16 protein-coding genes are annotated in these 14,580 nt (G+C 63.7%); 7 read left to right on the top strand and 9 right to left on the bottom strand.

The genetic code is table 11. The features are described from left to right. Positions 1-106 precede the first annotated feature (106 nt). Complete coding sequence (locus AC1D75_RS08750; RefSeq protein WP_495514875.1) at positions 107-1,024, top strand: amidohydrolase family protein; 918 nt, start codon at positions 107-109, stop codon at positions 1,022-1,024. 14 nt (positions 1,025-1,038) lie between these two features. Here the strand turns inward: AC1D75_RS08750 and AC1D75_RS08745 are convergent, their stop codons facing one another. Further along, positions 1,039-1,320: a DUF2277 domain-containing protein gene (locus AC1D75_RS08745; RefSeq protein ID WP_495514874.1), complete on the bottom strand. Its 282-nt coding sequence runs from the start codon at positions 1,318-1,320 to the stop codon at positions 1,039-1,041. A 30-nt stretch (positions 1,321-1,350) separates the two neighbouring features. Continuing rightward, positions 1,351-2,319 carry an NADPH:quinone oxidoreductase family protein gene (locus AC1D75_RS08740; protein ID WP_495514873.1) on the bottom strand — a complete coding sequence of 323 codons (969 nt, stop codon included), beginning with the start codon at positions 2,317-2,319 and terminating at the stop codon, positions 1,351-1,353. 41 nt (positions 2,320-2,360) lie between these two features. Here AC1D75_RS08740 and AC1D75_RS08735 point away from each other — a divergent pair, with 41 nt between their 5' ends. Then, positions 2,361-3,050 carry a class I SAM-dependent methyltransferase gene (locus AC1D75_RS08735; RefSeq protein ID WP_495514872.1) on the top strand — a complete coding sequence of 230 codons (690 nt, stop codon included), beginning with the start codon at positions 2,361-2,363 and terminating at the stop codon, positions 3,048-3,050. An 11-nt stretch (positions 3,051-3,061) separates the two neighbouring features. Here AC1D75_RS08735 and AC1D75_RS08730 read toward each other — a convergent pair whose 3' ends face one another. From AC1D75_RS08730 to AC1D75_RS08720, 3 genes are all read right to left on the bottom strand, one after another. Next, the gene (locus tag AC1D75_RS08730; protein WP_495514871.1) at positions 3,062-3,580 is read right to left on the bottom strand and encodes a metallophosphoesterase family protein; all 519 of its coding nucleotides are present in this window, start codon (positions 3,578-3,580) and stop codon (positions 3,062-3,064) included. A 27-nt stretch (positions 3,581-3,607) separates the two neighbouring features. After that, on the bottom strand, positions 3,608-5,308 hold the full coding sequence (locus AC1D75_RS08725; RefSeq protein ID WP_495514870.1) for a class I adenylate-forming enzyme family protein: 1,701 nt from the start codon (positions 5,306-5,308) through the stop codon (positions 3,608-3,610). 81 nt (positions 5,309-5,389) lie between these two features. After that, a complete protein-coding gene (locus AC1D75_RS08720) occupies positions 5,390-6,208 on the bottom strand; it encodes an alpha/beta fold hydrolase (RefSeq protein ID WP_495514869.1) in 819 nt (272 codons plus the stop codon). Positions 6,209-6,377: 169 nt separating this feature from the next. On the opposite strand from AC1D75_RS08720, the gene AC1D75_RS08715 reads away from it, so the two are divergent. Both AC1D75_RS08715 and AC1D75_RS08710 read left to right on the top strand, forming a co-directional pair. Beyond that, a complete protein-coding gene (locus AC1D75_RS08715; protein WP_495514868.1) occupies positions 6,378-7,358 on the top strand; it encodes a zinc-dependent alcohol dehydrogenase in 981 nt (326 codons plus the stop codon). 9 nt (positions 7,359-7,367) lie between these two features. Further along, complete coding sequence (locus AC1D75_RS08710) at positions 7,368-8,141, top strand: SDR family NAD(P)-dependent oxidoreductase (RefSeq protein WP_495514867.1); 774 nt, start codon at positions 7,368-7,370, stop codon at positions 8,139-8,141. 3 nt (positions 8,142-8,144) lie between these two features. On the opposite strand, the gene AC1D75_RS08705 is transcribed toward AC1D75_RS08710, so the two are convergent. From AC1D75_RS08705 to AC1D75_RS08695, 3 genes are read right to left on the bottom strand one after another with little or no spacing between them, the layout of a single operon-like run. Continuing rightward, the gene (locus AC1D75_RS08705; protein ID WP_495514866.1) at positions 8,145-9,044 is read right to left on the bottom strand and encodes an IclR family transcriptional regulator; all 900 of its coding nucleotides are present in this window, start codon (positions 9,042-9,044) and stop codon (positions 8,145-8,147) included. Further along, positions 9,041-10,006: an alpha/beta hydrolase gene (locus AC1D75_RS08700; RefSeq protein ID WP_495514865.1), complete on the bottom strand. Its 966-nt coding sequence runs from the start codon at positions 10,004-10,006 to the stop codon at positions 9,041-9,043. The genes AC1D75_RS08705 and AC1D75_RS08700 overlap by 4 nt, the downstream gene beginning before the upstream one ends. Further along, positions 10,003-11,349 (bottom strand): flavin-containing monooxygenase, encoded by a 1,347-nt coding sequence (locus tag AC1D75_RS08695; RefSeq protein ID WP_495514864.1) that lies wholly within the window; start codon positions 11,347-11,349, stop codon positions 10,003-10,005. Before AC1D75_RS08695 ends, AC1D75_RS08700 begins: the two co-directional genes overlap by 4 nt. Positions 11,350-11,448: 99 nt before the next feature. On the opposite strand from AC1D75_RS08695, the gene AC1D75_RS08690 reads away from it, so the two are divergent. Next, complete coding sequence (locus AC1D75_RS08690; RefSeq protein ID WP_495514863.1) at positions 11,449-12,054, top strand: TetR/AcrR family transcriptional regulator; 606 nt, start codon at positions 11,449-11,451, stop codon at positions 12,052-12,054. A gap of 44 nt (positions 12,055-12,098) precedes the next feature. On the opposite strand, the gene AC1D75_RS08685 is transcribed toward AC1D75_RS08690, so the two are convergent. Next, complete coding sequence (locus AC1D75_RS08685) at positions 12,099-12,917, bottom strand: aldo/keto reductase (protein WP_495514862.1); 819 nt, start codon at positions 12,915-12,917, stop codon at positions 12,099-12,101. Between the two features lie 289 nt (positions 12,918-13,206). On the opposite strand from AC1D75_RS08685, the gene fdxA reads away from it, so the two are divergent. Continuing rightward, on the top strand, positions 13,207-13,524 hold the full coding sequence (gene fdxA, locus AC1D75_RS08680) for a ferredoxin (RefSeq protein ID WP_495514861.1): 318 nt from the start codon (positions 13,207-13,209) through the stop codon (positions 13,522-13,524). Next, positions 13,521-14,510 (top strand): NAD(P)/FAD-dependent oxidoreductase, encoded by a 990-nt coding sequence (locus AC1D75_RS08675; protein ID WP_495514860.1) that lies wholly within the window; start codon positions 13,521-13,523, stop codon positions 14,508-14,510. Before fdxA ends, AC1D75_RS08675 begins: the two co-directional genes overlap by 4 nt. Positions 14,511-14,580 lie beyond the last annotated feature (70 nt).

Raw genomic sequence — 14,580 nt, 5'->3', positions numbered from 1 at the left:
ATAGTGTGACACGCACGGTGCTGCCGTCCGGACGAAGTCCGCTCCATCGGACAGACGGGCTGGGCGGCAGCACCACTCCGGCCTCGCCATAGGTAACGTGAAGGCCGTGTGTGGACCAGAAGCCCTGTCCGTAGCTGAGCCAACGGCCGTCCGGTCGATCTGGCAGGAGCTCGATCTGCCTGGACTCATCGACGTACACACCCACTTCATGCCGAAATCGGTGATGGACAAGGTGTGGGGCTACTTCGATTCGGTGGGCCCGCTGGTCGGCCGCGAATGGCCGATCACCTATCGCGCCGATGAAGACCAACGGATCGAGACGCTGCGGGACTTCGGCGTCCGTGCATTCACGTCGATGATCTACCCACACAAACCGGACATGGCTGTCTGGCTGAACAGTTGGGCCGCCGATTTTGCGGCCCGCACACCCGACTGTCTGCATACGGCCACGTTCTACCCGGAGGTATCGGCGCCGAAGTACGTTGCCGACGCCATCGAAGCCGGTGCAGCAGTGTTCAAGTCGCATATCCAGGTCGGCGACTTCAGTCCCCTCGATCCACTACTCGACGATGTCTGGGGCACGATCTCCGACGCTGCCGTACCCGTGGTGATCCACTGCGGGTCCGGACCAGCACCGGGAACGTACACCGGCCCCGGGCCCATCGCCGAACTACTGCAACGCTTTCCACAGCTGCCACTGATCATCGCGCATATGGGCATGCCCGAGTACAACGATTTTCTGGACCTGGCAGGCACCTACGGCAACGTCCACCTCGACACGACCATGGCGTTCACCGCTTTCGCCGAGGAAGGCGCACCGTTCCCGGTCGAATCGCGGCACAAGCTGATCGACCTGGGTGATCGCATCCTGTGGGGCAGCGACTTTCCGAATATTCCGTACACCTACACCAGTGCCCTCGAAGCCGTCACCGCACTCGGCCTGGGCGACGACTGGGTACGCGGCGTCCTGCACCACAACGCGGCGCGCCTGTTCGGTCTCGAAACTCCGGAACTCGACCGGTAGCCCTTCTTCCCGGGCTAGCTCTGCCGCGCCGCCTGCGCCGCGATCCGCGCCTGCACTTCGGGGCGCCGCAGCGGGGGCACCGTCTTGGGCGGCTGCCGTCGTGGCGGCAACGCTTGCAGCAACTCCATGGTCGCTGCCGTGACCCGTTCGACGGCGAGTTCGAAGGCTTCGACATTCGCCGGCGACGGTTTTTGTACGCCGCTCACCTTGCGCACGTATTGTCGCGCCGCCGCTTCGATCTCAACGTCACTTGCGGGAGGCTCCAGCCCTCGGAGCTCGGTTATGTTGCGGCACATGGGCTCAACTCCTCATGGTTTTCGAACTGATCATTCGGCTATCTTGACAACCGCCTTGCCCAGGACTTTTCCGTTCGCCAGATCGTCCAGGGCTTGCGGGAGATCGGCCAGCGCATAGGTGCGGTTGACCGGCGGGCGCATACCGGCGGCGACCATCGCGGTGAGGTCTTCGTAAAGCTGCGCGGGCAGACCGGGATGGGTTCGCACGTACTCACCCCACGCCGCACCGACAACGGAAATGTTGCGGAACAGCACGCGGTTCAGCTTCACCGTCGGAATTCCGCCTGCCGCGAATCCGATCACCACAAACCTGCCGTCCGGGGCGACCTGACGTAGGGCCTCGTCGAACACCTCACCGCCGACCGGGTCGATCAGCACATCGACACCGGTTCCGGTGAGTTCCTTTATCTTTGTGCCCCAGCCCTCTTCGAGCTGAACCACCTCGTCGGCCCCGACGCTGCGCAGCAACTCCTCGGCACCCTTGCGGTGCACGATCGCGATGACCTTCGCGCCCATCGCTTTTGCCACCTGAATGGTGGCAACGCCGACGCCGCCTGCACTGCCGAGCACACCGACGGTCTCACCGGGCTGCAGATTGGCCCTGATCTTCAGCGCAAAGATGGCGGTCTGCAGGTTGATGCCCATCGCCGCGCCTTCGTCGAAACTCAGCTCCGGCGGAATCGGAAGCAACTGCTCGTCGGTGGCGACAACCTGCTCGGCGAATCCACCGACCACCGACATCACCTGAACACGGTCGCCGACCGAATATCGCGACGTTGCCGGTGCCTGGGCGACCACGCCGGCCACCTCGGTGCCGGGTGTGAACGGCGTCGGGATCCGGAGCTGGTATTTGCCCTGACTCATCAGGAGATCGGGAAAGCAGATCCCGCAGGACTTCACGTCGATGAGCAGCTGGTTGTCGGTCGGTACCGGATCAGGCACCTCCGACAACGCCAAACCGCTCGGACCGGTCTCTTCGTTCAGTATCTGAGCCTTCATATCGCCCAACCCTACGCGGGGACGCCGATAGGATCACCGGTATGACATCTGTTCCACAGAAGCACGATGACCAGCCCAGTGAGCTCCAACTCCAAGCGGCCGAAGACGCGCCCGGTTTCATGCCGATCGACGAGGCGATCGCTCTCTATCGGGTTGCGCAGCAGTATCTGTCAGCCCCCGACGCAGTGGGAATCGGCGTCGAGATCGGCACCTATTGCGGTAAATCCACTGTCTTTCTCGGTGCCGCGGCGCAACCGCTCGGTGCGGTGATCACCACCATCGATCACCACCGCGGATCCGAAGAACACCAGGCGGGCTGGGAATATCACGACACCAACCTCGTCGACCCGCACACCGGCACACTGGACACCTCAGCCAGGTTCCGGCGGACGATGTGGGACGCCGGACTCGAGGACACCGTCATCGGGTTGCTGGCCACCTCGACAGCAGCAGCCCGCATCTGGGGCCGACCGGCTGATTTTGTGTTCATCGACGGCGGGCACAGCAGCGAGGCCGCGCAAAACGACCTGGCCGGATGGGCACCGTGGGTTCGTCTCGGCGGAGCACTCCTGATCCACGATGTGTTCCCCGATCCCGCCGACGGAGGGCGACCTCCCTTCGAGATCTACGAGAAGGCCCTGAAGACGGGCCAGTTCACCGAGGTCGACGCGCAGGGCTCACTGCGGGTTCTGCGACGCGACGCCGGAAACCCAGGTCAGTCCCTGTTCTAGCCGGGTCTGTTCTAGACGGGTCGGTTCTGAACGGGTCTGGGCAATCGGTGCAGTTGCACGTGAAACACAGAATCGTCGTCGATCGTGGCGGTCATGTACGTGCAGTGCGGTTGCCGCCGGCGATCGGTCGGCGACCCCGGATTCAACAGCCGCAGCCCGGTGTCGGATGTGGTGTCCCAGGGGATGTGACTGTGGCCGAACACCAGGACGTCGGTGTCCGGATATGCCGCCGACATTCGCTTTTCCCGTCCCGTCGCGGCCCCGGTCTCATGGGTGACGGTGAACCGTAGGCCACCGAGTACGACGTCTGCGCGCTCGGGCATCCGAGCGCGCAGATCGTCACCGTCGTTGTTGCCCCAGCACGCGATCAACCGCGCCGCACGCGCCTCGAGGGCTTCGAACGACGCCAGATTCACCCAGTCGCCGGCGTGGATGACCACATCGACGCGGTCCACCGCCTCCCAGACCGGTGCAGGCAGGTCCCGGGCCCGCTTGGGGATGTGGGTGTCAGAGATGAGAAGAAGTTCCACACCTCAACCGTAACCCGCCACGGGACCTCACCCCGAATACTGCTCGCGCACTTTTCGTTTGAGGATCTTCCCGGTGGCACTACGCGGAAACGGCGCCAGGTCGAACACCACGGCTGCGGGCACCTTGTAGTCGGCCAGCGCGCCGCGCACGATGTCTTGAACGTCGGCCACCGTCAGGTTCACACCCTCCCGCGGCGCAACCGCAGCGACCACCACCTCGCCACGCCTCTCATCGGGAACACCGAACACCGCGACTTCGGTGAACTTGTCAGAGGCCATCAGCGCCAGCTCGACTTCGGCGCAGTAGATGTTCTCCCCCGCCGAGATCACCATGTCTTTCTTCCGATCGACAACGAACACCAGGCCGTTGCTGTCGAGGTAGCCCAGATCGCCACTGCGATACCAGGATCCATCTAGAGCCGCGGCCGTCTCGGCGGGTCGATCGAGGTATCCCGCCATCACCAGCGGACCCCGGATCTCCAGCTCGCCGATCTCCCCTGCGGGCAAGACCGTGCCGGTATCGTCCACCACCCGTACCGACATCACCGGGCTCAACGGCCCCGACGAGTCCGGGTATGCGGCAAGCAGATCACCACCCGCGGTGCACACGCTTCCGGCAGCCTCTGTCATCCCCCAGCCCACACTCCGTCCGGCTGATGGGAGTACCTGGCTGATCCGATTCACCAGGTCAGGTGGTGTTGCCTGCCCGGCAGGTGCCACGTTGACCAGGCTTGCGAGGGCCTCCGGCGGCGGGTTGGTGGCCAGCAGGTCGGTGATCACCATCGGCGGACCCGCCAGCATCGCCAGCTTGTGCTTGGCGATCAATCCCATCGCGGTTTCCGCGTTCCACCGATTCTGGATCACCACGAACCCACCGGAGGTCATCGAGGTGAGGATGCAGACCAGGCCAGAGGTGTGGAACAGCGGAAAGATGAGCAGCGCCGACAAACTCGGCATCAAACCGCGCAGCGCGTCAGGCTCCATCCCGTACTTGTGGGCGTTCGTGAGGATGTTGACCTCTTTGATCATCCGCAGGTTCATGACCATCGTGCAGATGTTGCGTTGCGTCAGCAGAACGCCTTTGCTCCGGCCAGAGGTGCCCGAGGTGAACAGGATCAAACACAATGATTCCGGGTGGACCGAGACCGGCGCCGGTGGATCGAACGACTCCCCCATGACATCGGCATACGATCGAGCGGGCCCGCCGGGCAGTTCGTCGCCAACCACCAACAGCGATACATCTGAGCCCGCCGCACGCACCAGCGCCGCTCGCTTGTCATCGACGATCACGACCGCGCAGTTGGCATCGGCGAGCGCGTGACCGATCTCCGCGACGGACTCCCGGCTGTTGAACAGCACCGCCGCGCCGCCACAACGGGCTATGGCCATGATCGAAACCACGTAAGCCAGTTGGTTTTTCATCAGGACGCCGACTCGACTCCCGGGTCCGACGCCATACTCGGCCACCAGCGCACCTGCCAGATGTCCGGCCTGCTCGGCAACCTCTCGATAGGTGTATTCGACGCCATCGGAGATCAGCAGAGTGTTGTCGGAATACGTTTTGACGAGCTCGCGGAACACCACGTCCAGCGACGCCGGAGCGTCACGATAGACCGGCATGGACTCCCCGCGGACCGTGGCCGTTGCCAACGCAAAAGGGCCGTCCGGCCCGGTCAGCTCAGATTCCAGCTTGCGATAGAGGGATATCGGTTCGAGGACTGCGGTCACGTTCGGCTACCTCCTTGGCTGCATATGCCACCGAGCATATGAGAACAGGTTCTAGTTTATGAAGAAAAGCCGGAACCCGCCTCACCCGGCCTGCTCGATGATTGCGTCGGCGACAACCTGCGGGAACTCTTCGGGTATCCAATGGGTGCCGCCTGCGACCTCGACGTACCGATACGGCCCGCTCACATGTTGCGCGCAGCGCGCCGGACCGGCAGCGGTGATCGCGATGTCATCGGTACTCCAGATGAACGTCGTCGGGACTGCGACGGCGCCGATGTCATGGGTGTCGAGCGGCATGGCCCGATACCAGTTCAGCGCTGCGGTCAGGGCACCCGGCTGGGACAACACCGCGAGGTGCCGCTCGACGGTCTGACCCGGTACGGCATCGCCGTACCCCAACCGCAGGGCCACGCAGTCGTCGGCCAACAGCGCCTTCTCTGGCTCGTCAGGCGTGGCGAAGTACTCCATGTAGCCCGATCGTTCCTGCTGGTCAGGATCATTGTCGCGCGCCCAGGCAAACGCCGCCGGATGCGGCACCGACACCGCGGTCAACGTATGCAGCCGTTCCGGATGCGCAGCGGCGACCGCCCAGGCGACAATCGCGCCCCAGTCATGTCCGACCAGATGCACCTTCGACAGGTCGAGGGCATCGCAGAGTCCGATGACGTCGGCGATCAACTCCGGCAACCGATAGTCGCTGATCGACCCGGGCCGCGCTCCCGGCGAGTAGCCACGCTGATCGGGGGCCACCGAGGCGATGCCGGCGTCGGCGAGTAACTCCGAGACCGCCGACCACGAGGCGGACGTCTCCGGGAACCCGTGGAGCAGGACTGCCACGTCACCCGATCCCGCCGGGGGCGTCCACGAGGTGACAGTGAACTCGAGGTCGCGGGTGGACACTGTGGAAACCTTCGCATCTGCGGGGCACATGAAGGGGAGTCTCATCGATCGCGGCGGACTCTGCAAGGATTTGCACTGTGCAAACAGGTGGCGAAAGTGTTTGGGCGACAACGTCTGCCAATTGACCCATTCGTCAACACATCCGGCGACTCCCCGCTAATCTGCAGCAATGCGCGCAGCGGTCATCGAAGGTGGAAGGTTTGTCGTCCGCGACGTCGCCGAGCCGGAACCCGCACCCGATGAGCTGTTGATCCGGGTCCACGGCTGCGGGGTCTGCGGCTCCGACCTCAAGACCTATCCCCTGCTGCCCGACGGCGCGATCATGGGGCACGAGTTCGCCGGCGAGGTTGTCGGCGCCGGAACCGCTGTCGCCGATCAGTGGGCCGAAGGCACCCCGGTCGCGTCGATGCCGGTGATCGGATGCGGCACATGTCAGCACTGCGTGGCAGGCGACCCGGCCCGGTGCGCCACACCGCAGGCCCTCGGACTCGGGATCCGGCCAGGCGCATTCGCCGAATACGTCACCGTGTCCGCATCCGGCACCGTGGCACTCGATCCGGCCGTCGACCTGCGGTTCGGCGCACTCGTCGAACCACTGGCCGTCGGCCTGCACGCGATGAACCGGGGCAGCGCGACCAGCGACGACCGCCTATTGGTTGTCGGGTCCGGGCCGGTGGGCCTATCCGTGGTGATCTGGGCACGGGCGCAGGGAATCACCGACATCACCGTCTGCGATCCGGTGGCACAGCGACGGCAGGCGGCACTCGATCTCGGTGCCACCCACGCCGTGGACCCGGCCGGCGAGAGCGTCGGAACGGGCTTCGATCTCGTCGTCGAATGCGTTGGCAAGACCGGAATGATCGCCACCTGCCTCGACGCGGCCGGACCACGCGGCCGGATCGTCATTGCCGGGGTCTGCATGGAACCGGACACGTTCATGCCGCTTGGCGCCATCGTCAAAGACGTCACCATGAACTTTGTCAGCTACTACACAGTCGACGAATTCCGCACCGCTGCCGCAGCATTGGCTGATGGCACCCTCCGACTCGACGGCTTTGTCAGCGGCTACTCGACCCTGGACGACCTCCAAGAGGTCGTCGATGGTCTATCCCATCCGAGTGACCAGCAAAAGGTCATCATCACGCCTTAGGAGAGCACCATGGAATCAAGCCCGCTTGCCATCATCACCGGCGGCGCCTCCGGCATCGGATGGGCCAGCGCGCAAACGCTGAGCGCCAGAGGATTTCAGGTGGTGATCGCCGACATCAACGCCGACGCCGCCCGCGAACGCGCCGCCGAACTCGGCGATGAGGCAGTGGCCGCCACCGTCGATGTCGCGGACGAGGATTCGGTGCGTACGTTGTTCGAGTCCGTCAGCACGAACCACGGTCAACTGACCTCGGTGGTCAACTGCGCAGGTCTGACCATCCCCGGCGCGCTGGCAGACCTGAGTCTGGCCGATTGGAACACCACCATCGCAGTCTGTCAGACCGGCACGTTCCTGACGTTCAAATATGCTGCGCGGCATATCGCCGACGGCGGTTCCATCGTCACCATCGCCTCACTCAACGGCCGTCAACCCGCGCCCGGCCTGGGCGCCTACTGCGCGGCAAAGGCCGCGGCACTGATGCTGACCCAGGTTGCCGCCCTCGAACTCGGCGAGCGCGGCATCCGGGTCAACGCGATCTCCCCGGGCTTGGTCGACACACCACTGGTCGCCGGATTGTCCCTGGTCCCAGGGATGACCGAGGACTATATCGAGAACACCCCACTCGGGCGAAGTGGTAAACCCGAAGAGATTGCCGCGATGGTTGCCTACCTGTTGTCCGACGAGGCTTCCTGGATCACCGGTTCAGCCTTCGACATCAACGGCGGCGCCCACACCAAGCGCTATCCAGATCTGCTCAAACATGTTGCTGCGATGGGCTTGTGAATATCACACCCAGGGAACCGAACCGCCGAGTTGACCGGTCACCTCATCGGCGACCGAGCTGACGAGCGCGCCCCGCCTGTTCAATTCCGTACCCGCCATCGGCGCAGAACAGCCCAGAACACAGAGTGCCCCGACCACCTCACCTCCGGCATCGAAGATCGGCGCATTCACCGACAGCGGGTGATACCAGGCGTTCTCGTCGATGGCACCGACCAACACATCGGAATCCAGGTTCTGTTGACCGTCCACAAACGCAGCGGTACGTCGCGAACCCCGAACACCGGAACCCGTCGCAGCCGAGGCCAGGGCATGAATGCGCCCCGCGTCCGTCGGGTACTGCTCGACCGCAAAACGCCGGGCCCGCACCGCGGCAAGGCGTTCGGCAAGGCGTTGATCGTGCTGCGCAGGCACCGGACTGCGGTCGAGCCAGCCGGCGATGGCCAGGTCATCCGACCAAGCAACCAGCACGGAACCCAGCGGGGGCCGAAAGGTGATCCGGTCACCTGATCGCAGATTCAGCCCACCTCCGCTGACCTGCCCGGCATCCCGAACACCGGCTATCAACAGGTCGTCCCCGGAAGGTACTACAACACAACATGATTGGCCGGTCATCTCGGCGAGCTCCGCGATCGCGCGCGACGTCGGCACCAGTTCGGCGATACTGCGCCCGGCCGCTTCACCGATGCGCGCCAGTGCCGGACCCAGTCGATAGACCTTGCTGCTCGGATGTTTGACCACCCATCCGACCCGCGTGAGCTCGGTGAGCATCGGATAGACGGTGGCCTTGTCGAGCCCGAGGAGCGCCGCTATGTCGGTGAGACTGCAGCGCCGGCCCGGTGGATCACTGAGCATCTCGACCACGTCGACGAGGCGTTCGGTCTGCGGGGACCGCCGTACTGTCATTTCCCGGGCGACATCCTGCCGAGATGACGTGTCAAGAACTGGATCTGGTGGCGTGCAGCGGCCTCGAACCACGGTTGCCCGGAATAGATGCCGAAGTGATCGCAGGGATAGTGGCGCACTTCGGCTCGGGCCTTCACTGCGGCGTTGGCCGCCGAATGCGTCGGCGCACTCCGATCGAAGTCGGCAATCTGCATCAGGACCGGGCACCCGATGTCGCCGGCGTCCCGATCGGGCCGATAGCCACCGATCTCCGGACCGATCGCCGCATCGATGGTGTTCTGCCACGTCGGCCCGGCGATCGCGAGGTAGTCCTGCCGATAGCCCGGCAACGTCAAGGCACCGATCTCACCCGGCTCGGCGACGATCGGCATCATCTTCGGTGTCCGACCGGCGGCGCGACGAACCCGGCTCCGCAATCCCAGTGCGGTCGAGCGCGCTATCGCCGACGCCGGCAGGTTCGCATACGCCAGCCGTCCGGCCGCCAGACCGTTGACCAACGGTGTCATCGAGACGATCGCAGCCAGGTCGTCGCGTCCGGCACCCACGGAGAGAACATGTCCTCCGGACAACGAAACACCCCACAGCACAACCCGGTTCGGGTCGACGCCCTCGATCGTCTTCACAGCCGCGATGGCGGCACGGTAATCCTCGAGCTGACCCTCGATCGACACCGTCTGCCGACGTTGGCCACCTGAAGACCCGAATCCACGGTAGTCGAAGGCGAACACATCCAGACCACTGGCGGCCAGCGCCGTGGCGAAGGGCTCCAGGCCGGAATCCTTTGTCCCACCGAGTCCGTGCGCCATCACCACTATCGGGGTACCCGCGGGACCTTTGAAAGCATCGGTGCCTGCCCGGAAGTACCAGGCATCGCATTCGACCCCATCGCTGTAGAAGGTCCGGGTCAGGTAGTGCCCGGAGTCCGAACTGCCGGTGCCGGGGGTGACTGTCTGCGCGGTCATGCGGTCACCGCCCAACGGGGCGCACCGAGGTCGGCGGCCCGGGCCAGACCGTCCGGCAACTCCTTGGTCCGCATGTCGTGCTCGTAGATGAAGTAGTCGACCTGCTGGGTGTGCCGCGGCCGATCGAGCATGTGGCCGGTGTACTTCTGCTGGTCACTCACGATCACCTCCTCCATCACCTCGGTGGTCGGCAGCCGGTATCTGCCTGCGGCATAGGCGCCGAGTAGCCGGGACTGGCATTCGACGAACGGGAACAGTGTGGGGGTCGACTGCGCGAATCCGATGAACACCAGGTCGTCGATCCCCGGCTTGAACATCCGCTTGTACAGCGGAATCTGGTTGTCGGGCGCGCTGATGAAGTCTTTGTCGAAGAACGGGAAGGTGATGTTGTACCCGGTGGCATAGACGATCACATCGAACTCACCGCTGGTGCCGTCCTCAAAATGCACGGTGGCCCCGTCGAGTTCGCGAACATTCGGCTTGGGGATCACATCACCCGAGCCCAGTCGCAGTGGTAGCTCCACCGACTGTGTCGGATGTGCTTCGAACAGTTTGTGGTTGGGCGTGGGCAGTCCGTAGTTCTCCGGCCGACCCGACAGCATCGGGTGTCCCAGCTGGACCAGCTTGCGCTGCCAGGACAGGGGCAGATACGGCGTGGTCTGGTAGTACTTGTCCGCAGGTTTACCTGCTATGTACTTCGGGACGATCCAGGCGCCCGATCGCGTCGACAGTGTCACCTCGTTGCGCAATGTCTTGGACGACAGTTCCACCGCGATGTCGGCCGCGCTGTTACCCAGGCCGACAACGAGTATCCGCTTGCCGGTCAGGGGCAACGGATCCTGCGGATCGATGTAGTGATGCGCATGGATCGACTGGCCACTGAAGGTTCCAGGGAAATCGGCGCGGCGCGCATCCCAGTGATGCCCGTTGCCCACCACGAGCAGATCGAACCTTCGGGTCTCGCCGGCCTGGGTCTGCAACTCCCAGCCTCCGCCGTCGAGCCTGCGGGCGTGGGTCACCCCGTTCTGGAACTCGATGTTGTCCTTGAGGTCGAACGCGTCGGCGTAGGCATCCAGATACGACTTGATCTGGGAGTGATGCGGAAAGTCGGGATAGTCCTCCGGCATCGGGAAGTCCTTGAACGACAGACGATGCTTGGAGGTGTCGATGTGTAGCGAACGGTAGGCGCTGCTGTACCCGTTGGGATTCTTGAACGCCCAGTTGCCGCCGACCCGATCCGAGACCTCGAAACAGGTGTACGGAATGCCGTAGTCGTTCAATATCTTTCCGGCTGTCAATCCACTGATACCGGCGCCGATGACAGCCGTGGTCGGACCCTGCATGAGAGCTCCTGAGGCATCTAGTTGACACATTCTGCAATCTGTTGACCCGAGAGTACACAGATCGAAGAATGTGTCTACCAGTTTTGCTATGTTTGCCTCGTGACAGATTCCGTCGATGCCCGCACCGTTCACGATCGACTCCTCGATGCCGCCGAAGTATGCCTCGCGGCCAAGGGCATTCGGGCGACCACCGTGCTGGAGGTCGCCGAGACCGCAGGCGTGTCGCGGGCCTGGCTGTACCGGCACTTTTCGGACAAGTCGGCGCTGCTCGGCGCCACGATAGTCCGACTCAACGATGCATTCTGGGCGGATGCACGGCAGAGACTGGCCGGATTTGACCAGTTCGACGCCCAATTGGCCGCAGGCGTCGCCCACGGCCGCAGCGCATACGATTCGCCGGGAGCGCTGACGATGAAGCTACGCATGAGTGAACCCGAGGAGTTTGCCGCCTGCGCGGGTATCGGGGTACAGGGTCTGGTGCCGGACCTCGCGGCGTTCTGGCGAGACTATGTGATCGCCGCCCGCGACCGCGGCGACATCCATCCGCAGACCGACATCGCCGAGGCCTCCGAGTGGGTGGCCCGGGTACTCATCAACCTGACAACGGTTCCCAGTCCCAGCCTGGACCCCGACGACCAAGCCGCGGTGAGGCGCTACTTCCGGCGCTACGTGATGCCGGGACTGCAAACCGCTCCCGCACAGTAGTTCTCGGCCGGACGCGTCTCAGGAGTGATGCCGAACGATATCGTTCACCACATGATGTCCGGATCGGCACCGAGCCGATCGCCGGTGTTGAGCCCATCGATCTGCGCCATCTGGTCGTCGGTGAGCTCGAAATCGAATACGCCGAAGTTCGACTCGATACGGTCGGGTGCCGACGACTTCGGGATCACCACCGTATCGCGCTGCAGATGCCAGCGAAGGACCACTTGGGCCGGCGTCTTCGACTGGGCTGCAGCGATATCCACGATCTCCGGGATGGCCAGAGTACTTCCCTGCCCCAGCGGTCCCCAGGCTTCGGTGACGATTCCGAGCGATGCATGGAACTCGCGTAGTTCATTCTGTGCGAGTCTCGGGTGCAACTCGATCTGGTTGACGACGGGGACCTCACCGGTACCCTCGATCAACTCCTCGAGGTGCGCGCGGGTGAAGTTGGAGACACCGATCGAGCGGATCACGCCGTCGGCCTTCAGCTTCTGGAAGGCCCGAAACGTATCGACGAACTTGCCCTCCTTCGCCAGCGGCCAATGAATCAGGTACATGTCGACATAGTCGAGACCCAAAGTGGCCAGCGACTTCTCGAAGGCCCGCATCGTGGTGTCGTAGCCCTGATCGTCGTTCCACAACTTCGTGGTCACGAATAGTTCAGATCGCGGAACCGGTGATGCCCGAACCGCCCGGCCGACACCTGCCTCGTTTCCGTACATCGCCGCGGTGTCGACACTGCGGTAGCCACACCCGATCGCGTGCGTGAGCGCCTCCTCGGCGGCGTCGTCGGCCACCTGATAGACCCCGTAGCCGACTGCCGGAATCACATTGCCGTCCAGCAGGTTCACAGTCGCACCCATGATGTACTCCTCAGATCTTCTTTCGCGGACGAACTGGCCTGATCGCGGACGGCCGATACTCGGCACCACAGCCTGAAGAAAAGACTAAGTTGCCTACGCTGTCTCGTCAATGCGAAACACCATCTTGCAATCCGAGAGACTTCGAACTCTGAGCAACAGTGTTACGTCTTCATGAAGAGACATCGATCAGGTGCGATTCGCGTTGACAGGACGCCGACTTAGCCAGGATTCTGTCTCATATTGCGAGTCACTAGCTTGCATGAAGAGACGGATAGGACAGGAGCGCCACATGGCGTACGTCATCACCAGCCCGTGCATCGACGAGACAGACAAGTCGTGCATGGAGGAATGCCCCGTCGATTGCATCTACGAGGGCGATCGGATGATGTACATCCACCCCGACGAATGCGTCGATTGCGGTCGTTGCGAACCGGTCTGCCCGGTGATCTCGATCTTCCACGAGGAGGACGTACCCGAAGATCGGACCGTGTTCATCGGCATCAACGAACAGTTCTTCGCGAACATCGGATCCCCCGGGGGCGCCAGAAAGGTCGGGGTCATCGGCAAGGACCATCCGACCATCGCCGCGTGGGAGGTCACCGAATGACAAATACGGCACCGACGCAGATCACGGTGGACCTGTTGGTCATCGGGGCCGGACCGGCCGGTCTCTACGGGACGTACTACGCCGGCTTCCGGGGCATGTCCGTCGCGTTGATGGACTCGCTCCCGCAGGTGGGTGGACAAGTGGCGGCCCTGTACCCGGAGAAGCAGATCTTCGACATCGCCGGCTTCCCCGCTGTCAAAGGGCAGGAACTGATCGATTCCCTGTACACACAGGCACTGCAGAGCGAACCGAACCTGCTCCTCGGCCAGACCGCAGCGAAACTCGAAACCCATCCCGACAGCGTCTCGGTCACCACCGATACCGGAACCACCGTGCACGCCAAGGCCGTACTCATCACCGGCGGCGTCGGTAGTTTCGAACCTCGCCAGTTGCCGGTCGGCTCCGACTACGAGGGCCGTGGTCTGCGCTACTTCGTCCCGCGCCTGAACGACCTCGCCGGCCATGACGTCGTCATCGTCGGCGGCGGCGACTCCGCCCTCGACTGGGCACTGGGGCTCGAGAAGATCGCGGCGTCGGTGACCCTCGTCCACCGCAGGCCGGTGTTCCGCGCTCACGAACGCAGTATCGCCCTGCTCGCACAATCGACGGTCACGGTCATGACGCCGTATGAAGTCGCGGCCGTCACCGGCGACGACAACGTTGCCGAGGTGACCGTCCGGCACGCGAAGAACTCAGAAACCGTTGCCCTGCCCGCGAACTCGATCGTGGCGGCCCTGGGGTTCATCGCCGACCTCGGACCTCTTGATTCCTGGGGCTTGGAACAAGACAAGCGGCGCATCGTCGTCGGGCGCGACATGCAGACGTCGATCCCCCGGGTCTTCGCGGCCGGGGACATCAGCGAGTACCCGAGCAAGACACGTCTGATGAGTGTCGGATTCGGTGAAGCGGCGGCCGCGGTGAACAATCTCGCGCCGCTTGTCGATGCGAACCTGTCCGTGACACCGGGACACTCTTCCGACAGCTAATGTCGCAGTACCAGAAACGACGACGGCGAGTTGTGGTCACGTTCACCACAACTCGCCGTCATCTGGTTCG

Source organism: Williamsia sp. Y712 (assembly GCF_059445525.1).
This window is presented reverse-complemented; position numbering and strand designations above follow the sequence as displayed.